We start from the raw sequence: 18,943 nt of genomic DNA on the forward strand, positions 1-18,943 counted from the left end.
AAAGCGGGCATAATAGCGTCTTCGCTGGCCGCCCGGACCCTACCGTGTCAGATAGCCTGACTTCCATCCGCCCCTCTGCTTGTCCTGGCCTGCTGCGTATCGTCCCCGCGCTGGACGGTGGTATCTGTCGGGTCAAACTGGCTGGCGGCGTGCTGAGCAGCGCCCAGGCGCGGGCGATCGCCGGAGCGGCGCAAGCCCATGCCAGCGGTGTGCTGGAGTTGACCAATCGTAGCAACCTGCAGATTCGCGGCGTACGTGACGACCGCCAGCGGGCGCTGATCGACAGGTTGCTGGCGGCCGGCCTGGGGCCGCGCAACGCCGCCGCCGATGATGTGCGCAATGTGCTGCTCAGCCCGGCTGCCGGTCTCGACGCGCAGGCCTTGCTCGACATCCGGCCACTGGCGGCCAGTCTGCTGGCCTTGCTCGAAGACACGCCGGCGTTCCACGCGCTGTCGCCGAAGTTCGCCCTGCAACTGGACGGCGGCGAGGCCCTGGCCATGCGTGAGCACGCCCATGACCTGTGGTTGCGGGCGGTGCCGGGCGAGCGCTTGGCCTTCGGCCTTGCCGGTTGCCCGCAGGATGCGCCGCTGGCCGCCGTCGCTGCCGAGCAGGCGGTGACACTGGTCGCCGCGGTGCTCGAGCTGTTCCTTGAACTGGCGGGATCGCAACACGCGCGCATGCGCCAGTTGCTGGCGACTCTCAGCCCGCAAGCGTTCATCGACGCCTTGCGGGCTCGCTTGCCGTTCGAGCTGCATCCTGCCAGCCCGGCGGTTTCGCCGCGCAGCGAGGCGGGCGTTCCGCTCGGTGTCCATGCCCAGCATCAGGCGGGAATGAACATGTTGCTGGTGGGCGCCAGGCTGGGGCGGATCGATGCGATTCAGTTGCAGGGGCTGGCTGACCTGGCCGAGCGGCATGGCGATGGCAGCCTGCGTCTGACGCCCTGGCAAGGCGTGCTGTTGCCGAACGTCGGCGATGCCCGGCTCGCCGAATTGCGCCAGGCCCTGGTCGCGCTCGGCTTGCTGGTCGACGCCAGCGAACCGCTCGCGCAACTGATCGCCTGCACCGGCTCCAGCGCCTGCGCCAAGGGCCTGGCCGACACCAAGGGCGATGCCCGTCGCCTCGCAGTGGCTCTGCAGAACAGCGGCAAAGCGCCAGGCGTGCACCTGTGCGGTTGCGCGCGTTCCTGCTCGGCGGCGCATGTCGCGCCGTTCACCTTGCTGGCCCAGGCCGAAGATTCCTATCGGCTCTATCAACGCGACAGCGAGGCGAGTGGCTTCGGCCGCCTGCTGGCGCCTTCACTCAGTATCGAGGAGGCCGGTGCCTGGTTCGCCGCATCGGCCAAACGGAGTTGAAAGCACCCTCGGAATGCTCATTTGCAGCAGGTAAACTCCGCTTCCCCGGGCACTTTCGCCACCGTTTTGCTCTAGCTCGTGAACAGGCTTTCAGGAAAAAACGCATGATCGATTACATCCGCGACGGCCAGGAAATCTACCGGCAGTCTTTCGCCACCATCCGTGCCGAGGCCGACCTGTCGGCGATCCCCGCCGACCTGGAAAAGCTCGCGGTGCGCCTGATCCATGCCTGCGGCATGGTCGACGTGGTGCAGGACATCCGTTTCTCGCCGGGCGCGGGCGCGGCCGGTCGCCAGGCCCTGGCCAAGGGGGCGGCGATTCTCTGCGATGCGCGCATGGTCGCCGAAGGCATCACCCGTGCGCGCCTGCCGGCCAACAACCCGGTGATCTGCACCTTGCACGATGTCGGCGTGCCCGAGTTGGCCCGTGAGATCGGCAATACCCGTTCGGCGGCGGCGCTGGAGCATTGGCGCGAGCACCTCGAAGGCAGCGTGGTGGTGATCGGCAACGCACCGACCGCCTTGTTCTATCTGCTGGAAATGATCGATGCGGGCGCGCCGAAACCGGCGCTGATCCTCGGTATGCCGGTGGGCTTCATCGGTGCCGCCGAATCCAAGGACATGCTGGCCGTCGACAGCCGTGGCGTGCCCTACGTGATCGTGCGTGGCCGCCGGGGAGGCAGTGCCATGGCCGCGGCAGCGGTCAATGCCCTGGCCACGGAGGTCGAGTGATGAGCGCTGGTAAAGGTCGCCTGCTCGGGCTCGGCGTCGGGCCGGGCGATCCGGAGCTGATCACCCTCAAGGCCCTGCGCTTGCTGCAGGCGGCGCCGGTGGTCGGCTACTTCGTGGCCAAGGCCAAGGCGAACGTGGGGCAGGGCGGCAATGCCTTCGGCATCATCGAGCAGCACCTGAGCAACGCCCAGCAGCGCCTGCCGCTGGTGTATCCGGTGACCACCGAGAAGCTGGCGCCGCCGCTGACCTACGAAGGCGTGATCAGCGATTTCTACGACACCTGCGCGGTGCGGATCGCCGAGCACCTGGACGCCGGCCGCGACGTGGCGGTGATCTGCGAGGGTGATCCGTTCTTCTATGGCTCCTATATGTACCTGCATGATCGCCTGGCCGGGCGTTACCAGGCCGAGGTGATCCCCGGCGTCTGCTCGATGCTCGGCAGTGCGGCCGTGCTTGGCGTACCGCTGGTGTACCGCAACCAGAGCCTGTCGGTGCTGTCCGGCGTACTGTCCGAGGATGAATTGCGCGAACGCTTGCGCGATGCCGAAGCCGCGGTGGTGATGAAGCTCGGCCGCAACTTCGACAAGGTGCGCCGCGTACTGGGCGAACTGGGCCTGGCCGAGCGTGCCCACTATGTCGAGCGCGCGACCATGAGCAACCAGCGCATCGTGCCGCTGGACGAGGTCGAGCCGATGGCCTCGCCGTATTTCTCGATGATCGTCGTGCCCGGCATCAAGTGGCGCGGCTGAGGTTTTCATGAGTCCCGCAATCGTTATCCTCGGCGCCTCGGCGCTGGCCAGCGCACGGCGTATCCAGGCGCTGTATCCGTCTTCCGTGGTGCATGGCCTGCGCGAGCGGGTCGAGGCCGATCAGGCCTATGACGAGTTCGGCGAAACCCTGCGCAGCCTGTATCGCGCCGGCACGCCGATCATCGCCCTGTGCGCCGCCGGCATCGTCATTCGCAGCCTGGCGTCGCTGCTGAGCAGCAAGGGGGGCGAACCACCCGTGCTGGCGGTGGCCGAGGATGGCAGCGCGGTGGTGCCGTTGCTCGGCGGGCTTGGCGGGGTCAATCGCATGGCCCGCGAGATCGCCCAGGTCTTCGCCGTGGCGCCGGCCATCACCACCAGTGGCGAGTTGCGCTTCGGCACCTGCCTGCTCGATCCACCGAGCGGCTACGTGCTGGCCGACCTGGAGCAGGGCAAGCGTTTCGTCTCCGACTTGCTGGGGGGCGAAGCTCTGCGCATAGAAGGCGCTGCGCCCTGGCTGGAACAGGCGAGCCTGCCTTTGGCCGCCGATGCGCGGCGTCAGGTTCGGGTCAGCGTCGAGCGCCTGGCGGATGACCGTGAGTCGCTGCTGATCCACCCACAGGTGCTGCTGGCCAGGGTCGATGAGGCAAGCGAGGAACTGGCCGAGCGGATCGTTCGGTCGCTCGAGGCGGCGGGGCTGGCGCGGCAGGCACTGGCGGCGGTCATCGCCCCGCAGTCGCTGATGGCGGATGAGCGGCTGCGGTTGTGCGCCGCCTCGTTGTCCGTGCCGTTGCGTTTCGTCGCTGATGGCCAGGTGTTGCCGGACGTACGTTTCGACGCGGGATCGGTGCGCCTGCTGCAGGCCGATTCGCCCGAGGCTGCCCGTGGCATCGGCCGCCCGCGTGGCCGCCTCAGTGTGGTCGGCCTAGGTCCCGGTGCGGCGGATTGCATGATCCCCGCCGTGCGCAGGGCGCTGGATGAGGCGCAAGACCTGCTCGGCTACGAAACCTACGTGACCATGGCCGGCCCGTTCCGTGACGATCAAGTACGCCATTGCAGCGATAACCGCGAGGAGTTGCAGCGTGCTCGCCATGCCTTCGAACTCGCTGCCAGTGGTCGGCGCGTGGTGGTGATCTCTTCGGGCGACCCTGGCGTGTTCGCCATGGCCGCTGCCGTGCTGGAAGCGCTGGAGGCCGAGGGCACGCCAGAAGCCTGGCACCGCGTCGAGCTTGAGGTACTACCCGGCGTATCCGCCGCCCTGGCCACCGCGGCCAAGGCGGGCGCGCCGTTGGGGCATGACTTCTGCCTGATTTCCCTGTCGGACAACCTCAAGCCCTGGAGCATGATCGAGAAACGCCTCGACCACGCCGGTGCGGCGGATTTCGCCATGGCCTTCTACAACCCGATCTCCAAGGCCCGCCCCTGGCAGCTCGGCCGCGCCCTGGACATCGTTCGCCAGCATCGTTCGCCGGAAACGGTGGTAGTCCTCGGCCGCGACATCGGCCGCCCGGCGGAGCGCCTGAGCGTGCTCTGCCTGGGCGAGCTGACGCCCGAGCGGGTCGACATGCGCACCCTGGTGATCATCGGTTCCAGCACCACCCGGCGCTTTCCGCGTGCCGATGGGGGCGAGTGGGTCTATACGCCAAGGTGGTATCCGCAGGACGAAGGCTGAATCACCCTGAGCGAGGCTTCAGGCAAATAGGACAAGGTTGTCAAATATTCGCCGTTTGTCAGGCGCTGACTATTCTATACATACAGGATATGCATAATGGACGCATTCCAGATCGAGTTCGACCCACGGAAGGCAGTGGAAAACAGGCGCAAGCACGGTGTGCGCCTGGCCGAGGCCGAGCATGTGCTCTACGACGACATGGCACTCAGAGTCGAAGACCCTGACCATCCTGAACAGCGCTTCAGAGTCCTTGGGCGAGACGGAACAGGCAGGCTTCTCGTTGTCGTTTATACCTATCGGGAGCCCAACGTCATCAGGTTGATTTCTGCCAGGCATGCGACTCGCCGAGAAACCGACCAGTACCAGAACGGGTGATCGAATGAACGACGAATATGATTTCAGCCAGGCAAAACGTGGCGCAGTGGCGCCCAGCAAAGGCAAGACCCGAATCACCATCATGCTGGACGACGCGGTCCTTGAAGCCGCTCGCAACGAAGCAGACTCGAAGGGCATCGGCTACCAGACCTTGATCAATGGCCTGCTGCGCGAAGCCCTGGTCGAAGACGACAGGTTCGAGAAGCTGGCCAGGGAGTTGAAAGGCGTGCAGACGCAGCTCAAGCGGTTGGTGCAGATGCAGGAAGCGCAGGGGAAGTATCAGGTGCAGGGCCCATAGGCTGGACTGCGTCTTAATCGCAAGGGGCGAGCGTCGCGCCGGAGTGATGCCTTTCAATTTGAAAGACAAGCCCCGTGCCGTATCCGGGGGCGCGATGCTCCTTTAATGGCAGCTTCTCATTGCTGAGCTAACCGTAATTCACTCACGCGAAATGTAGATAGATGTTCATCGCTCACGCATCCTCCGGCTACATTCTTTCGGCATATGTATCGAAGGCGTTCAAGTGCCGTTTGCTCTCTACGCGTAGCGTCGTTACCGCCGGTATTCTCGGCGCCTTGGCGCCCGATATCGACATGCTCTATTTCTATCTGGTCGATAACCGCCAGACCCACCACCATCATTACGTCACGCATTGGCCAATCCTGTGGCTGGGGCTGACTGCGCTTGCCGGACTATTCACGTACCTGGACAAGTCGTCTCGGCATGGGCGACTGGCCTTGATGTTTTGCCTGGCGGCACTGCTTCATCTGCTGTTGGATACGCTGGTGGGGGATATCTGGTGGTTCGCCCCCTTTGTCGACCAGCCTTATGCACTGTTCACTGTGCCGGCACGTTATCAGCCGTGGTGGTTGAATTTCTTGTTGCACTGGTCGTTCGCCGTCGAGATCGTTATTTGCAGCTGGAGCGTGTGGCTGTATTGGCGGCGGCGTAGTATTCAAGCGTGAGACCCCCACTGCTGACGTTGCCCTTCAACCACCGACCGCCCTCATTCGTGTGGATCACTGCCTTGTTGCGTTATCGATCCAGGTATCGCCGACCTGCTGGCGCTGGTCCGGCAATACGACGATTGCGTCGTGAGGCTGTTGCGTCGGATGAGTCTGTGGTTCTGAGGCATTCCTGATAAACTCCGCGCCGCTTTCCGCCCGGTCGATCCCTGCCATGCATCCAGAAACGCTCGCCAATTCTCCAGTCTTCTCCCGCCGTTTCAGCGTGGCGCCGATGATGGATTGGACTGACCGCCACTGCCGCTACTTCCTGCGCCAGCTTTCGCGTCATGCGCTGCTATATACCGAGATGGTTACCACCGGCGCGCTGCTGCATGGCGATCGCGAGCGTTTTCTGCGGCATGACGCGTGCGAGCACCCGCTGGCCTTGCAATTGGGTGGCTCCAATCCGACCGATCTGGCCACCTGCGCGCAGTTCGCCCAGGCATGGGGCTACGACGAGGTCAACCTGAACGTCGGTTGCCCGAGCGACCGGGTGCAGAACAACATGATCGGCGCCTGCCTGATGGGTCATCCTCGGTTGGTCGCCGAGTGCGTGAAAGCGATGCAGGATGCGGTGTCGATCCAGGTGACGGTGAAGCATCGCATCGGTATCAACGGCCGCGACAGCTACGAACAATTGTGCGATTTCGTCGGTACGCTGCGCGAAGCGGGTTGTCGCAGTTTCACCGTGCATGCGCGGATCGCCATTCTCGAAGGCCTTTCGCCCAAGGAGAATCGCGAGATACCGCCACTGCGCTATGACATCGCCGCACGGCTGAAAGCTGACTTTCCCGATCTGGAAATCATCCTCAACGGCGGGATCAAGACGCTGGAAGAGTGCCAGGCGCACCTACGGACCTTCGATGGCGTGATGCTCGGGCGTGAGGCGTACCACAATCCCTATCTGCTGGCGCAGGTCGATGCCGCGTTGTTCGGCAGTGGCGATGAGCCGGTCAGCCGCACCGATGCGCTGCTGCAACTGCGGCCTTATATCGAGCGACACATCGCCGAGGGCGGCATGCTGCACCATGTCACCCGTCATGTGCTGGGCCTGGCCCAGGGGTTCCCTGGGGCGCGACGTTTTCGCCAACTGCTGTCGGTCGACGTGCACAAGGCGGATGAGCCTCTGGCCGTTCTGGATCGCGCCATCGAGTTGCTTGCCGGGCGTTGAGCCCTCGTCGGCTCTCGGGTAAGGTCAGGTGCAAATCGCACTGACAAGAGCGTTATCCATGACCTCCAAGCTCGAACAGCTCAAGCAATACACCACTGTCGTCGCCGACACCGGCGATCTCGATGCCATCAGCCGCCTGAAGCCCGTCGATGCCACCACCAATCCGTCGCTGCTGCTCAAGGCCGCCTCGCTGCCCCGTTACGCCGGGTTGTTGAGCGAGGCCGTGCGCGGTGCGTCGGGCGATCTGGGCCTGGCCAGTGACCGTTTCGGTGTGTCCGTCGGTCAGGAGATTCTCAAGGTCATTCCCGGTCGGATTTCCACGGAAGTGGATGCGCGCCTGTCGTTCGATACCCAGGCGACCCTGAGCCGTGCCGAACGGATCATCGGCCTGTACGAGCAGGCTGGCATTGGTCGTGAGCGGGTTCTGATCAAGATCGCCTCGACCTGGGAAGGCATTCGCGCAGCCGAGAAGCTGGAAAAGGCCGGCATCCAGACCAACCTGACGCTGCTGTTCTCTTTCGCCCAGGCCGCGGCCTGTGCCGATGCCGGGGTGTTCCTGATCTCGCCTTTCGTCGGCCGCATCTACGACTGGTACAAGAAGGCCGAAGGCCGCGACTACATCGGTGCCGACGATCCGGGCGTGCGTTCCGTCGCACGCATCTACCAGTACTACAAGGCCAATGGCTATCAGACCGTGGTTATGGGGGCGAGCTTTCGTAACCTTGGGCAGATCGAGCAACTGGCAGGCTGCGATCGCCTGACCATCAGCCCCGACCTGTTGCAGAAGCTGGCAGACGAGCAGGGCGACCTGCCGCGCCTGTTGCAGGCCGATGCCAGTGGCGAGGCGCGAGTGCAGTTGGACGAGGCGGCATTCCGCTGGGCGCACAACGAAGACGCCATGGCCACCGAGAAGCTGGCCGAAGGCATCCGCCTGTTCGCCCGCGACCAGGAAAAGCTGGAAGTGCTGCTGGCCAGCAAGGCCTGATGGACGACGGCGCCGTTTGTTGCGGCGCCAGGTCTTACTGAGCGGTTGTGCTAGCGATTGCCTGCTCGACCGCTTTGACCAGGCTTTCGTCGTCCGGCTTGGTCATGCTGGAGAAACTGGCGATGACCTTGCCGTTGCGGTCGACCACATATTTGTAGAAGTTCCAGCGCGGTGCGCTGGTCTGCTTCGCCAGTTCCCTGAACAGCGGGATGGCATCGTCGCCACGGACGGCCTGCGGCTCGCTCATGGTGAAGGTCACGCCGTAATTGACGTAGCAGACCTTGGCCGTCTCGGCGGAATCATCAGCCTCCTGCTTGAAGTCGTCGGAGGGGACGCCGAGCACTTGCAGGTCCTGGCCCTTGAAGCGTTGGTACAGCGCCTCCAGTCCCTTGAACTGCGGAGCGAAGCCGCAGTGGCTGGCGGTGTTGACCACCAGCAGCGGCTTGCCGGCGAAGCGTTCGCAGAGATCGATGCGGTCCCTGGAGCGCAGTTGTTGCAGATCGCTCTGCAGCAGCGCCGGGCAGTCCGCCAGGGCATTCATCGTCAGGCCGCCCAGTAGCAGGCCTGCGAGCATTCGTAGAGTCATGGCACTGTCCTCGCTGTGTCGTGGCCGTCAGCTTGCCATGCTTGGGCGGTCCTTGCAGCCAGCAGGTGCTGGCCTGGTCCGGTATGATGCACCAAGATCGCTCACAACCTGCCTGCCGAGTTTCATGTCCAGCCCATCGAATTCGTCGTCACTGCGCCTGCGTTTGTACCAGTCGCTGAAAGCCTTCTGGCCCAAGCCTCAGGCGATCGCTCACCGCGAAAAGCTGCGGGCCAGTTGCGGGGCATTGTTGGGCATCCTGCTGGTCGCACTCGGTGCGGGATGGTGGCTCAACGGCCTGCCAGCCCATGAGCACGGTCTATTGGCACTGACCTTGGTGGCCCCCCTGGGAGCGAGCGCGGTGCTGGTATTCGCGGTGCCGGCCAGCCCTCTGGCGCAACCCTGGTCAGTGGTCGGTGGCAATACCTTTTCTGCGCTGATCGGCATCGCCTGTTTCAAATGGGTGCCGGATGCCAGCCTGGCGGCCGGGCTGGCCGTGGGCCTGGCGATTGCGGTGATGTTCGGGTTGCGCTGCCTGCATCCACCGGGCGGTGCCTCGGCGCTGCTGATGGTACTGATTGGCTGCGATCATTTTTCCTTCGCCTTCAGCCCGGTTCTGCTCGATTCGCTGTTGCTGGTAGCCGGCGGGCTGTTCTACAACAACCTGACCCGTCGCAGTTGGCCGCATGTCGCTCCTGCACCGGCCAAGCCGCAGGAGAAACCGGCGCACTTCACCCGTGGCGACCTGGATGCGGCGCTGGCGCAGTACCAGGAAGTGCTGGACATCAGCCGCGACGATCTGCAAAGCCTGTTCGAAAAGGCCGAGGCCGTGGCGTACCAACGGACCATGGGGGAGATGCGTTGCGCCGATGTGATGAGCCGCGAACCGGTGGCGGCGCGCCAGGAAATGCTGCTCACCGAGGCTTGGGCATTGATGCGCAAGCACCGGATCAAGGCATTGCCGGTGATCGACCGGCAGCGGCATCTGCTGGGCATCCTGACCGTGGCGGATTTCATGCGCCAGATCGACCTGGACGTGCACCAGGGCATCGCCTGGCGCCTGCGGGCTATGCTGCGCCGGGGCGACAGTCATGGTGCGGGGCACGCCCATACCGTCGCCCAGATCATGACTCGCTCGGTGCGCGTGGCCAGCAGCGACCGACTACTGATCGATCTGGTTCCGGTGTTTTCCGATGGGGGGCACCGGCATATCCCGATCATCGACGGGGAACGCCGTCTGGTGGGCATCATCACCCAGTCCGACCTGATCAAGGCGCTCTATGCCGCGGTGCGAATCTGATCAGTCGCCGCGATACTCGCAGCCGCTGGTGCAGGTTTCATGGATACGGATGCGCGACAGCTCGGGCAGCAATGGCTTGAGCCTTTGCCAGATCCATTTGCACAGGACTTCGCTGGTGGGGTTTTCCAGGCCGGGAATATCGTTCAGGTAGTTATGGTCGAGCTGCTCGTAGATCGGCTTGAAGATCGCCTTGATTTCCGAGAAGTCCCGAATCCAGCCGGTATGCGGGTCGGGCTCACCCTCGATGCACACCACAACCCGGAAAGAGTGCCCGTGCAGACGCCCGCATTTATGTCCAGCAGGCACATGGGGAAGACGGTGGGCGGACTCGAAGATGAATTCCTTGAACAGTTCCAAACCGGGACCTTGCGCGTGAAGTCGATGGGGCGCGCAGTCTAACAGGTATCAGAGCGGCAGCAGGCGTTCGCCCAGGCGTCCGCTGTCGGCCAGTTCGAGAAACTCGTCGCCCAGTCGTGCGCTTTCCGCCATCGCCTGATGCCAGTAGCGCTGGCGGCCGCTGTCGTTGCCCAGGTAGCGCTTGAAGTCGCTGCGGTCCGGCAGCTTGCCGTGGGGCAGGCGGCTCAGGTAGCGGGGCGAAGGCGAAAGCAGCAGCACATCCTGCAGGCGCGTGGCATCGCCGCGGCGCCAGGGCAGGCCCTTGTCGAACCAGCCGGGAATCACTCGGTCGGTAAAGTGCGGGTAAAGCACGATGCCGTCGTCCCGATAGGGCAGGTCCAGGTGGTAGTCGAGCAATCCGCCGTCGCGATAGGCGCCAGGCGCGAGGCCGGGGATCTCGCGGATGGCCTCCATGACCATCGGGATCGAGCCCGAGGCCAGCAGGGCCTGGCGCAGGTTGCCGGTATCCAGCGTGTGGAAGTGCGAGCGAAAATCGGTGAGTTCGCTCAATGGCGGCGCCAGGCGCGCATCGTGGAGGATGACCCGGTCGAAGTGCCGGCCCAGGCGATTGCGGCCGAGCAGGTTATTGCCTATCACCGACGACAGGCCGACGCCCAGATGAGCCTTGCGATCCTCCCGCAGCAGGCCGTGGCTGCGTACCAGCATGATGTTCAGGCGGTAGTGAGGGTTGTCCAGGATGCTGGCGTCGCGGCCTTCCAGGAGGTCGTCGAGCAGCTTGATGCAGCTACGCGACACCTCGGCCATGGTCACGCCTTTGGCGAAGCATTGCGCGGTGTAGAGTTCGCCCAGGCGCTTGATGCCGGCGGCCGCGTCGGGCAGGCAGGCGCTGGCGAAGCGCCAGGAGCCGATGGAGGCGCCGATCAGGGTGCGCTCCCGTGGCACACGCTGCAGCCAGTCGCCGAACAGCGCCAGGTCCAGTCCCTGGATGCCAAGCCCCTTGGGGCCGCCGGCGGCGCCTGGCAGAATGCCGACGTCCTGAGGCGTAAGGCCACGTTCGCGGATGCGTGCCATGGCCCGTTTCCCTGCGCGCAGGGTCAGTGCCGGAGACTTGATGTGGATGGCGGTCATGGCTTGGCTCCATGGGCGGGCAGGCGATTATAGTGCGATCGGGTGGCAGGCCAAGTCGATGATTCAGGTTGAGTTAAGTCGTTGCGCTTATTGTCGATGTGTATCGCCAATCAATGGATTTCATCAGGAGATGAACATGAAACAACTGACGGCCCTGTTCGCCGCTTCCGCTATCGCCTTGACCACCCTTGCTGCCCAGGCTCGTGACCTGGGGCCGGACGAGGCACTCAAGCTGCGCGATGCCGGTACCATCCAGTCGTTCGAGAAGCTCAACGCGGCGGCCATCGCCAAGCATCCTGGCGCCACAGTGAAGGATACCGAGCTGGAAGAAGAGCATGGCCGCTACATCTATCAGGTCGAGTTGCGTGACGCCCAGGGTGTCGAATGGGACCTCGAACTGGATGCCAAGACCGGCGAAGTGCTCAAGGAGCATCAGGACCGCTGATGAGATTCATCGCGCGCTATATCAGTATCGTCGCCCTGGTGCTTGCGGTTCTCGCGCTGCAGGCCGAGGCGCGTGACCTGGATCAGGACGAAGCCCTGCGCCTGCGGCGTGAGGGCATCATCATGCCACTCGAACAGTTGATGCAGGCCGCTCTCGCGCGATACCCCGGCGCGTCGTTGCTGGAGGTCGAGCTGGAGGAGGACGATGGCATCCTGATCTACGAGGTCGAGTTGCTCACTGACAATGGCGTGGTGCGCGAGTTGGAACTGGATGCCCGTGACGGCCGCATTCTGAAGGACGAGGTAGACGACTGATGCGTTTGCTGCTGGTGGAAGATACGGTATCGCTAGCCGATGAGCTGTGCGCCACGCTGACCCGGCAAGGCTATGCCGTCGACTGGTTGGCCGATGGCCGCGACGCGCTGAGCCAGGGCGTGATCGAGCCCTATGACCTGATCATTCTCGACCTTGGCTTGCCCGGCATTCCCGGTTTGCAAGTGCTGCAGCAATGGCGTGCGGAGAAGCTCGCCACGCCGGTACTGATCCTGACGGCACGGGGCTCCTGGTCGGAGCGCATCGAAGGGTTGAAGGCCGGGGCCGACGATTACCTGACCAAGCCCTTTCATCCCGAGGAACTGTTGCTGCGTATCCAGGGCTTGTTGCGGCGTGCGCGTGGCCTGGCCAACCAGCCGCAACTGGAGGCGGCCGGCTTGCAACTGGATGAGAGCCGGCAGTGCGTGGTACGCGACGGTAGCGACGTTGAGCTGACCGCTGCCGAATTTCGTCTGCTGCGTTACTTCATGCTGCATCCAGGGCAACTGTTGTCGAAAATGCACCTGGCCGAGCACCTCTACGATGGCGAGACCGAACGCGATTCGAATGTACTGGAGGTCCACGTCAACCGGCTGCGCGGCAAGCTCGGGCGCGAGGTGATCGAAACACGGCGCGGGCAGGGCTACCGTTTCACCGGTGTGGCGCAGTGAGGTCCATCCAGCGCCGCCTAAGCCTGGGGTTGGTCGGTGTGCTGCTGGTGGTCGGGTTGGGCGTGATGCAGTTGGGACTGTGGTTGCTCGATGGCAGTTTGCGCGGCTACATGGCGTCCTCACTGCAAGACGAGGCCAAGTCTCTGGTTGTCGCCATCGTGCGTGGGCCGGACGGTCTGCAGTTGGATGAGCAGCGCTTGAGTGCCGCCTACCAGCGACCGTTGTCCGGCCTGTATTTTCGCATCGACTTCGCCGGCAAGACCTGGCGTTCGCGTTCCGCCTGGGATCGTGAACTGGTGCAGCCTGCCGTGCCCGGTCTGCAGGATCAATTGGGGGACGGGCCGCGCGGGCAACTGCTGCTGACCTATCGCGAGGATTTCTCCCGGCATGGCGAGCGTTTCGCCATTGTCGTCGCTCGTGACTACACCCCGGTACTGGCGAGTTTCCAGCGTATTCAATGGGTCGGGCTTGGGCTTGGGATTGGCGCGCTGTTGCTGATCCTGCTTGCCCAGCGTTACACCGTGCACAATGCCTTGCGTCCCCTTGAGCAGGTGCGTCGGCAGGTGGCGCAGTTGCAGGAAGGGCGACGCAGTGAACTGGATGCCGAGGTTCCTGTCGAGCTCGAGGCTTTGGTGGGGCAGATCAACCACTTGCTGCGGCATACCGATGAAACGTTGCGCCGCTCACGCAATGCCTTGGGCAATCTCGGCCATGCCTTGAAGACCCCCTTGGCGGTGCTGGTCAGCCTGGCCAACCGGGATCAACTGAAAGCGTGTCCGCAGTTGCATCACGGTTTGCTCGAGCAACTCGAACAGATCGAGCAACGGCTGGCTCGTGAGCTGGGGCGTGCGCGGCTCGCCGGCGACGTTCTGCCTGGCGCCTATTTCGATTGCGCCACCGAACTGCCGGGTCTGTTCAATACCTTGCGGATGATCCATGGCGCCGGGCTGGATATGCACTGGGAGGCACCACAGGCGCTACGCCTGCCATGGGATCGCGAGGACATGCTGGAGTTGCTGGGCAATCTGCTGGACAACGCGTGCAAGTGGGCGCGTTCGAGGGTTCGCTTGCGTATCGTGCGGGAGTCCGATGGGGTTCTGCTGCTGGTCGAAGATGACGGTCCGGGGATCGAGTCAGCGTTGCGCGAGGAAGTGATCGAGCGTGGCGTGCGGTTGGACGAACAGGTCAGGGGGCATGGCCTTGGGCTCGGTATCGTGCGTGATATCGTTGATGCCTGGAAAGGTAGCCTGGTGTTGCAGGAGTCGGAGCTGGGAGGGCTGGAGGTAGAGATTCGTCTACCGCAACGGCGCTAGCATGGCCTTATCTGCAAGCGGTAATGACATCAAGGCCAGTGCGTCTCGGCCTGATTGAGTAGGGTTGCGGGGGCTGGCAGGCAATCCTAAACTTGCGATCTCCGATCGATAGAGACGCTGCAATGCTTCCCGAATGCCAGCTATTCAGCACGCTCGGCTGTCATCTTTGCGAAGTGGCGGAAGCCGAGCTCATGCCATTCGTCGAGCATGGGTTGCTGGTGGAGCTGGTCGATATCGCCGACCGTGACGACTGGGTCGAGCGCTATGGCTTGCGAATTCCAGTTCTGCACCGCTGTGACAGCGGCGCAGAACTGGATTGGCCCTTCGATGCCGATCAGGTCGCGCGCTTTCTGCTTTGATCAGTCATCCTTGCGCTTGGCTGCCGCTTCACGCTGCAATTGGTAAACGAAGCGTTCGATCTGGCGTTGTTCCTGGCCGCCGAGGTGGTGGAAGCGCAGGCCCGCGAAGCTGCTGTCGACTTTCTCTTCGTAGGAGATGTGCCGAAGCTCCGCTGCTGTGGTCATGGTGCCGAACGGCATTTGTACGCTGAGGTTTTCATAGACTTGCCCGGTTTGCAGGCCGGCGGTGACATTGCCAACGAAGCGCAGCTTGCAGCCGGTCGCAGAAATATCCAGGAGCAGCCCCTTCAGTGGTCGGCTGAGGCGAGTGCCCGATAGCTCGCTCACTACCGTCTCGCCCAGCTGTACCGGAGCTCGATAGGCGCTACGGCGCTGGTGATAGATGACTTCTTCGGGCAGGTGGCACCAATAACATGTAGCGCCCTGGTATTCGCCAACCTGCACTGGGTCCTCGCAGTCCCAGGCGATTCGCACGCCATCATGGAAGCCTTCGATCCTGAAAGCTTCGCCGGCCTTGAGGAAGCGTTCGCCATCGTTGGGAATCAGTTCATCGAGGGTGATGATGCTGCGTTCGCGATCGATTTCGACCAGGTAACTCTGAAAGCGTTGGCTTCGATCCTTGAAGGTCAGGACCAGCGGGTCGTGATGTTGTTGTAGCTGGCGCAGGCTGGCGATTATTTCCAGTGGCGCCTTGAGTATCTTCGGCGGCTGCGGGCCATTTTCCGCGGCAAATGGATTGGACACGGTCCGGTGTTCTCCAGGCAACGATATGATGCCCGGAACACGAGCGGCAGCGGGCAGGTTGATGAAGGATCGGGTCAGGCCTGGCTGAGCGGGCGCTGACCGCCGATTCTAGCGGCTGAGCCTCGGCTGTCATAGAGTCCGGGGGCTTCGCCGCCACGCAGGATTTCCAGCATGCTGGCCAGTGTCGTCTGGTTGACTCGAATGATGCGGCCATTGCGCAGATTGGCCTCGCGGCAGCGTTCGAGCAGGGTATTCAACTCATCTGCCAGCTCAAGCAACTGAGGGCCTTCGGCAATCCGCTGCGCATATTGCTGCAGACCTTCTGCGTCAGGCGACAACTGCATGGTGGTGAGCGTGTGGCTGCGAAGGTTGCCGTGCTGTTCGAGCAGGCCGAGCAACGGTAGCTTTTCGTTGATAATCGACTGCAGGTGCGGCAGGTCTTTCTCGCCGAGGGCGGTGTGTTCGATATCGATCAGCTCAAGCAGGCGTCGTGCAGTGTCGATATCGTCTTTGAAGAGTTGAAGCAGATTGAGGTCTGACATCGCTGGCTCTGGGGTTGGGCGTCATATACCCCCAGCGCGGCCCTTGGACTAGCGCTGGGACTCGAAGTCGAGCAGCTTGCTTGCTACGCGCTGGCTGTCGACCTGGTAGCTTCCATCGGCTACCGCTTGCTTCAGCTTGGCTACGCGTTCCTGGTCCACGCTGGGAAGGTCGCGAAGCTGGTCGCTGGTTTTCTGCAATTGTTGGGCTTCGCTACTGAGCTGGACGTTTTCTCCACTCTTGCCAGCCTGCGCCAGCTCCTGCGAATTGTCGAGTGTGCTGGCCTGCGTGCTGGCCTGATTGGTGCCAACGGCTTCATTGCGCCCGCTGGATTGGGTGCTACTGATGCCGGAGGATGTGGCGGCATTGTTCAGGCGGTTGAAGTCGATGACCATGATGCAAACCTCGGACGATATTGGACGCTTGCCAAGCTTTTCGGCCGGTCCCGATGAAACTTTAGGGCGTATTCGTTAGTTTTTCCGCCTGCTTGGCGCAAGACCGATTGTGCCATCACTCACAGCTCCGCTTCCACTTGTCCCGGGCCGATGATTCTGGCCCGTATGACGCGTTTCGAACCGGCATTACGCACGCTGATCTGTTCGCCAAGCACGCCATTGGCCAGCGCTTCGCCGGGCATGCGCACGCTTATGTTGCCGCTGCGTGCGATGATCATGACCTGGTCACCACGATGAACGGCGTCGGCCAGTTGCAAGACGTTCGGTGTCAGTACCAGGTCGGCTTGCAGGGTGCGCGTCACTTTTCTGCCCAGGGCCTGCTCAGGATCGGTCAGATAACCGCGACCGAGCGTGCCAACGTCCTTTTCGACCATGCCGATATCGCCCAGGCCGATCACCTCTTCGCGTTTCAGGGGGCGGACCAGAATGACAACCTCGCGGTACAGGCTGACTTGGGCTGGCACGAAGATGCTCCAGGGCGTTCCGCTTTCACAGCTGACCTTTACGGTGACTCGCCCCAGTGGGGGGCCGCTGCTTTGCAGGGATTGCGTCAAATCTTCGTCGCACGAGGCGAGGTTCAGGCGCGGATCGAGAGCGCTAACACGAATCTCGTGGCGGCCCTGGATTTCGCTACGCTGTAAATAGTCATCCACGGTGTACTCAAGAAAGCCTTCGGTCGCGCCGATAAGCTCCTCGGGAAGCGTGTTTGCCAGCGCCGGCGTACAACTGTAGCCGAGCAGGCATAAAGCAGGTAAAACACCAGCAAGCGTGTGGTGTTTCATCGGCCAGAGTCGATAAAGCGTCATGAAAATGTTCATGTGCTCGCTAAAGCAAAGCTCGTGCCGCCTGCTACTCTAGGCACAGCGTCCAGTGATAGATAACAGAGGAGCCTGGGTATATGGCCGGGGTGTTGGATTCGGTTAACCAGCGTACCCAATTAGTCGGGCAGAACCGCCTGGAGCTACTGCTTTTCCGGCTGGAAGGGCCGCAGCTCTATGGCATCAACGTATTCAAGGTGAAGGAGGTGCTGCAATGCCCCAAGCTCACCATCATGCCCAAATCCAGTCCTGTTGTGCGTGGTGTGGCCAACATCCGTGGTGGCACCATCCCAATCCTTGACTTGGCTTTGGCCACGGGCAGGCCTGGGCTGGATGACTTGCGCAATAGCTTTGTGATTATCACCGAGTACAACACCAAGGTTCAGGGCTTCCTGGTGCGCTCGGTGGAGCGCATCGTCAACATGAACTGGGAGGAGATCCACCCGCCACCCAAGGGAACCGGCCGCGCTCACTATCTGACGGCGGTTACCCGGCTCGATCAGCAACTGGTGGAGATCATCGACGTGGAGAAAATCCTCGCCGAGGTCGCACCTATGTCGGAGGCTATTTCCGAAGGAGTGATTGACAGTGAGACCCAGGCACGTGCCGTCAGCAAGCGCGTTCTGATCTGCGACGATTCGTCGGTCGCCCGCAAGCAGGTGATTCGTTGCCTGGAAAGTGTCGGGGTAGAAGTGGTTGCGCTCAACGACGGGCGTCAGGCTTATGAATACCTGCATCAGTTGGTGGCTGATGGCAAGAAGCCAGAGGACGAGTTCCTGATGCTGATTTCCGACATCGAGATGCCCGAGATGGACGGCTACACACTGACTGCGGAGATCCGGTCGGATCCCAGGATGCAGAAGCTACATGTAATTCTGCATACTTCGCTGTCTGGAGTGTTCAACCAGGCAATGGTGAAGAAGGTTGGCGCAGATGATTTCCTTGCGAAGTTTCGTCCTGACGAACTGGCTTCTCGTGTAGTCGAACGCATTCGTGTCGCGGATGAGGGCTGAGGTCAGCCTCCGCAGAGTTTAAGTATGGTGAGGCGACATTAGTGTCTTCTGGAAATTTGGATTTTGAGCAATTCCGGGTATTTCTGGAAAAGGCTTGCGGCATTTTGCTGGGTAGTAACAAGCAATACTTGGTTTCCAGCCGCCTCAACAAGCTGATGGAGCAGCAGGGAATCAAGTCGCTGGGGGAGCTTGTGCAGAAAATGCAGGCGCAACCCCGTGGCGGCCTGCGTGAGCAGGTGGTTGATGCGATGACCACCAATGAAACCCTGTGGTTTCGTGACACCTATCCATTCGAGGTACTGAAGAACCGTGTTCTGCCCGAGATGATCAAGACCTCGCCCAACCAGCGTTTGCGCATCTGGTCGGCAGCTTGCTCGTCGGGGCAGGAACCGTACTCCTTGTCGATGAGTATCGATGAGTTCGAAAAGGTCAATCTGGGGCAGCTCAAGGCGGGCGTGCAGATAGTCGCGACCGATCTGTCAGGATCCATGCTCACGGCTTGCAAGGCCGGTGAGTACGACAGCCTGGCGATGGGGCGTGGTTTGTCTCAGGACCGACTGCAGCGCTATTTCGATCCCAAAGGGCCGGGGCGCTGGGCGGTCAAGCCGGCGATCAGGAGTCGTGTGGAGTTTCGTCCGCTCAATCTGTTGGATAGTTATGCTGCGCTTGGCAAGTTCGACATCGTGTTCTGCCGTAACGTCCTGATCTACTTCTCTGCTGAGGTGAAGAAGGACATCCTTACGCGTATTCATGCCACGCTGAAGCCGGGAGGCTACCTGTTTCTCGGGGCTTCCGAGGCGCTCAACGGCCTGCCGGATCTATACCAGATGGTCCAATGCAGCCCGGGCATCATCTATAAGGTGAAGTGA

The 18,943-nt window shown here is 62.4% G+C and carries 24 protein-coding genes; 17 read left to right on the forward strand and 7 right to left on the reverse strand.

Annotation, left to right across the window (positions count from 1 at the left end; translation table 11 throughout):
* Positions 1–44 precede the first annotated feature (44 nt).
* From cobG to tal, 9 genes are all read left to right on the forward strand, one after another.
* On the forward strand, positions 45–1,352 hold the full coding sequence (gene cobG, locus ACSZPK_RS19900; RefSeq protein ID WP_437883266.1) for a precorrin-3B synthase: 1,308 nt from the start codon (positions 45–47) through the stop codon (positions 1,350–1,352).
* 104 nt (positions 1,353–1,456) lie between these two features.
* Positions 1,457–2,083 (forward strand): precorrin-8X methylmutase, encoded by a 627-nt coding sequence (locus ACSZPK_RS19905; protein WP_437883267.1) that lies wholly within the window; start codon positions 1,457–1,459, stop codon positions 2,081–2,083.
* On the forward strand, positions 2,080–2,832 hold the full coding sequence (locus ACSZPK_RS19910) for a precorrin-2 C(20)-methyltransferase (RefSeq protein WP_437883268.1): 753 nt from the start codon (positions 2,080–2,082) through the stop codon (positions 2,830–2,832). Before ACSZPK_RS19905 ends, ACSZPK_RS19910 begins: the two co-directional genes overlap by 4 nt.
* 7 nt (positions 2,833–2,839) lie before the next feature.
* On the forward strand, positions 2,840–4,501 hold the full coding sequence (cobJ, locus tag ACSZPK_RS19915) for a precorrin-3B C(17)-methyltransferase (protein ID WP_437883269.1): 1,662 nt from the start codon (positions 2,840–2,842) through the stop codon (positions 4,499–4,501).
* Between the two features lie 96 nt (positions 4,502–4,597).
* Entirely contained in the window at positions 4,598–4,876 is a 279-nt protein-coding gene (locus ACSZPK_RS19920; protein WP_437883270.1) for a BrnT family toxin, read from the forward strand.
* A 4-nt stretch (positions 4,877–4,880) separates the two neighbouring features.
* Entirely contained in the window at positions 4,881–5,174 is a 294-nt protein-coding gene (locus ACSZPK_RS19925; RefSeq protein WP_437883271.1) for a BrnA antitoxin family protein, read from the forward strand.
* Positions 5,175–5,335: 161 nt separating this feature from the next.
* Positions 5,336–5,839 (forward strand): metal-dependent hydrolase, encoded by a 504-nt coding sequence (locus ACSZPK_RS19930; RefSeq protein WP_437883272.1) that lies wholly within the window; start codon positions 5,336–5,338, stop codon positions 5,837–5,839.
* A gap of 214 nt (positions 5,840–6,053) precedes the next feature.
* The gene (dusA, locus tag ACSZPK_RS19935; protein WP_437883273.1) at positions 6,054–7,052 is read left to right on the forward strand and encodes a tRNA dihydrouridine(20/20a) synthase DusA; all 999 of its coding nucleotides are present in this window, start codon (positions 6,054–6,056) and stop codon (positions 7,050–7,052) included.
* 58 nt (positions 7,053–7,110) lie between these two features.
* A complete protein-coding gene (gene tal / locus ACSZPK_RS19940; RefSeq protein ID WP_437883274.1) occupies positions 7,111–8,037 on the forward strand; it encodes a transaldolase in 927 nt (308 codons plus the stop codon).
* 34 nt (positions 8,038–8,071) lie between these two features.
* Here the strand turns inward: tal and ACSZPK_RS19945 are convergent, their stop codons facing one another.
* Positions 8,072–8,623 carry a glutathione peroxidase gene (locus ACSZPK_RS19945; RefSeq protein WP_437883275.1) on the reverse strand — a complete coding sequence of 184 codons (552 nt, stop codon included), beginning with the start codon at positions 8,621–8,623 and terminating at the stop codon, positions 8,072–8,074.
* Positions 8,624–8,747: 124 nt separating this feature from the next.
* Between ACSZPK_RS19945 and ACSZPK_RS19950 the strand changes: the two genes are divergently transcribed.
* The gene (locus ACSZPK_RS19950) at positions 8,748–9,920 is read left to right on the forward strand and encodes an HPP family protein (protein ID WP_437883276.1); all 1,173 of its coding nucleotides are present in this window, start codon (positions 8,748–8,750) and stop codon (positions 9,918–9,920) included.
* Here the strand turns inward: ACSZPK_RS19950 and queD are convergent, their stop codons facing one another.
* Together queD and ACSZPK_RS19960 are read right to left on the reverse strand one after the other, a co-directional pair.
* Positions 9,921–10,277, reverse strand: a complete 357-nt coding sequence (gene queD, locus ACSZPK_RS19955; protein WP_437883277.1) for a 6-carboxytetrahydropterin synthase QueD — start codon at positions 10,275–10,277, stop codon at positions 9,921–9,923.
* A 48-nt stretch (positions 10,278–10,325) separates the two neighbouring features.
* Entirely contained in the window at positions 10,326–11,405 is a 1,080-nt protein-coding gene (locus ACSZPK_RS19960) for a patatin-like phospholipase family protein (RefSeq protein WP_437883278.1), read from the reverse strand.
* A gap of 136 nt (positions 11,406–11,541) precedes the next feature.
* Between ACSZPK_RS19960 and ACSZPK_RS19965 the strand changes: the two genes are divergently transcribed.
* The 5 genes from ACSZPK_RS19965 (at position 11,542) to ACSZPK_RS19985 (ending at position 14,504) form a co-directional block, all read left to right on the forward strand.
* A complete protein-coding gene (locus tag ACSZPK_RS19965) occupies positions 11,542–11,850 on the forward strand; it encodes a PepSY domain-containing protein (protein WP_437883279.1) in 309 nt (102 codons plus the stop codon).
* Positions 11,850–12,164: a PepSY domain-containing protein gene (locus ACSZPK_RS19970; protein WP_437883280.1), complete on the forward strand. Its 315-nt coding sequence runs from the start codon at positions 11,850–11,852 to the stop codon at positions 12,162–12,164. The genes ACSZPK_RS19965 and ACSZPK_RS19970 overlap by 1 nt, the downstream gene beginning before the upstream one ends.
* Positions 12,164–12,832, forward strand: coding sequence for a response regulator transcription factor (locus tag ACSZPK_RS19975; RefSeq protein WP_437883281.1), 669 nt, complete (start codon positions 12,164–12,166; stop codon positions 12,830–12,832). Before ACSZPK_RS19970 ends, ACSZPK_RS19975 begins: the two co-directional genes overlap by 1 nt.
* On the forward strand, positions 12,829–14,145 hold the full coding sequence (locus ACSZPK_RS19980) for a sensor histidine kinase (RefSeq protein WP_437883282.1): 1,317 nt from the start codon (positions 12,829–12,831) through the stop codon (positions 14,143–14,145). Before ACSZPK_RS19975 ends, ACSZPK_RS19980 begins: the two co-directional genes overlap by 4 nt.
* Before the next feature lie 122 nt (positions 14,146–14,267).
* Positions 14,268–14,504, forward strand: a complete 237-nt coding sequence (locus ACSZPK_RS19985) for a glutaredoxin family protein (RefSeq protein ID WP_437883283.1) — start codon at positions 14,268–14,270, stop codon at positions 14,502–14,504.
* Here ACSZPK_RS19985 and ACSZPK_RS19990 read toward each other — a convergent pair whose 3' ends face one another.
* The 4 genes from ACSZPK_RS19990 to flgA form a co-directional block, all read right to left on the reverse strand.
* Positions 14,505–15,248 (reverse strand): flagellar brake protein, encoded by a 744-nt coding sequence (locus ACSZPK_RS19990; protein ID WP_437883284.1) that lies wholly within the window; start codon positions 15,246–15,248, stop codon positions 14,505–14,507.
* A 74-nt stretch (positions 15,249–15,322) separates the two neighbouring features.
* Positions 15,323–15,790 carry a flagella synthesis protein FlgN gene (locus ACSZPK_RS19995; protein WP_437883285.1) on the reverse strand — a complete coding sequence of 156 codons (468 nt, stop codon included), beginning with the start codon at positions 15,788–15,790 and terminating at the stop codon, positions 15,323–15,325.
* A 48-nt stretch (positions 15,791–15,838) separates the two neighbouring features.
* Positions 15,839–16,183 (reverse strand): flagellar biosynthesis anti-sigma factor FlgM, encoded by a 345-nt coding sequence (gene flgM, locus ACSZPK_RS20000; protein ID WP_437883286.1) that lies wholly within the window; start codon positions 16,181–16,183, stop codon positions 15,839–15,841.
* A gap of 119 nt (positions 16,184–16,302) precedes the next feature.
* A complete protein-coding gene (flgA, locus tag ACSZPK_RS20005; protein WP_437883287.1) occupies positions 16,303–17,061 on the reverse strand; it encodes a flagellar basal body P-ring formation chaperone FlgA in 759 nt (252 codons plus the stop codon).
* An 80-nt stretch (positions 17,062–17,141) separates the two neighbouring features.
* On the opposite strand from flgA, the gene ACSZPK_RS20010 reads away from it, so the two are divergent.
* A complete protein-coding gene (locus ACSZPK_RS20010) occupies positions 17,142–18,074 on the forward strand; it encodes a chemotaxis protein CheV (protein ID WP_437883288.1) in 933 nt (310 codons plus the stop codon).
* A 41-nt stretch (positions 18,075–18,115) separates the two neighbouring features.
* Positions 18,116–18,943, forward strand: coding sequence for a protein-glutamate O-methyltransferase CheR (cheR, locus tag ACSZPK_RS20015; RefSeq protein ID WP_437883289.1), 828 nt, complete (start codon positions 18,116–18,118; stop codon positions 18,941–18,943).

Source organism: Pseudomonas sp. LRF_L74, assembly GCF_965644255.1.
Taxonomy (GTDB): domain Bacteria; phylum Pseudomonadota; class Gammaproteobacteria; order Pseudomonadales; family Pseudomonadaceae; genus Aquipseudomonas.

Excerpts from the sequence above, each read along its gene's own strand:
- ACSZPK_RS19905 (WP_437883267.1), top strand. The coding sequence starts at position 1,457 with ATGATCGATTACATCCGCGACGGCCAGGAAATCTACCGGCAGTCTTTC.
- cobJ (WP_437883269.1), top strand. The coding sequence starts at position 2,840 with ATGAGTCCCGCAATCGTTATCCTCGGCGCCTCGGCGCTGGCCAGCGCA.
- ACSZPK_RS19920 (WP_437883270.1), top strand. The coding sequence starts at position 4,598 with ATGGACGCATTCCAGATCGAGTTCGACCCACGGAAGGCAGTGGAAAAC.
- ACSZPK_RS19925 (WP_437883271.1), top strand. The coding sequence starts at position 4,881 with ATGAACGACGAATATGATTTCAGCCAGGCAAAACGTGGCGCAGTGGCG.
- ACSZPK_RS19930 (WP_437883272.1), top strand. The coding sequence starts at position 5,336 with ATGTTCATCGCTCACGCATCCTCCGGCTACATTCTTTCGGCATATGTA.
- dusA (WP_437883273.1), top strand. The coding sequence starts at position 6,054 with ATGCATCCAGAAACGCTCGCCAATTCTCCAGTCTTCTCCCGCCGTTTC.
- tal (WP_437883274.1), top strand. The coding sequence starts at position 7,111 with ATGACCTCCAAGCTCGAACAGCTCAAGCAATACACCACTGTCGTCGCC.
- ACSZPK_RS19945 (WP_437883275.1), bottom strand. The coding sequence starts at position 8,623 with ATGACTCTACGAATGCTCGCAGGCCTGCTACTGGGCGGCCTGACGATG.
- ACSZPK_RS19950 (WP_437883276.1), top strand. The coding sequence starts at position 8,748 with ATGTCCAGCCCATCGAATTCGTCGTCACTGCGCCTGCGTTTGTACCAG.
- ACSZPK_RS19960 (WP_437883278.1), bottom strand. The coding sequence starts at position 11,405 with ATGACCGCCATCCACATCAAGTCTCCGGCACTGACCCTGCGCGCAGGG.
- ACSZPK_RS19965 (WP_437883279.1), top strand. The coding sequence starts at position 11,542 with ATGAAACAACTGACGGCCCTGTTCGCCGCTTCCGCTATCGCCTTGACC.
- ACSZPK_RS19970 (WP_437883280.1), top strand. The coding sequence starts at position 11,850 with ATGAGATTCATCGCGCGCTATATCAGTATCGTCGCCCTGGTGCTTGCG.
- ACSZPK_RS19975 (WP_437883281.1), top strand. The coding sequence starts at position 12,164 with ATGCGTTTGCTGCTGGTGGAAGATACGGTATCGCTAGCCGATGAGCTG.
- ACSZPK_RS19985 (WP_437883283.1), top strand. The coding sequence starts at position 14,268 with ATGCTTCCCGAATGCCAGCTATTCAGCACGCTCGGCTGTCATCTTTGC.
- ACSZPK_RS19995 (WP_437883285.1), bottom strand. The coding sequence starts at position 15,790 with ATGTCAGACCTCAATCTGCTTCAACTCTTCAAAGACGATATCGACACT.
- flgM (WP_437883286.1), bottom strand. The coding sequence starts at position 16,183 with ATGGTCATCGACTTCAACCGCCTGAACAATGCCGCCACATCCTCCGGC.
- flgA (WP_437883287.1), bottom strand. The coding sequence starts at position 17,061 with ATGAACATTTTCATGACGCTTTATCGACTCTGGCCGATGAAACACCAC.
- ACSZPK_RS20010 (WP_437883288.1), top strand. The coding sequence starts at position 17,142 with ATGGCCGGGGTGTTGGATTCGGTTAACCAGCGTACCCAATTAGTCGGG.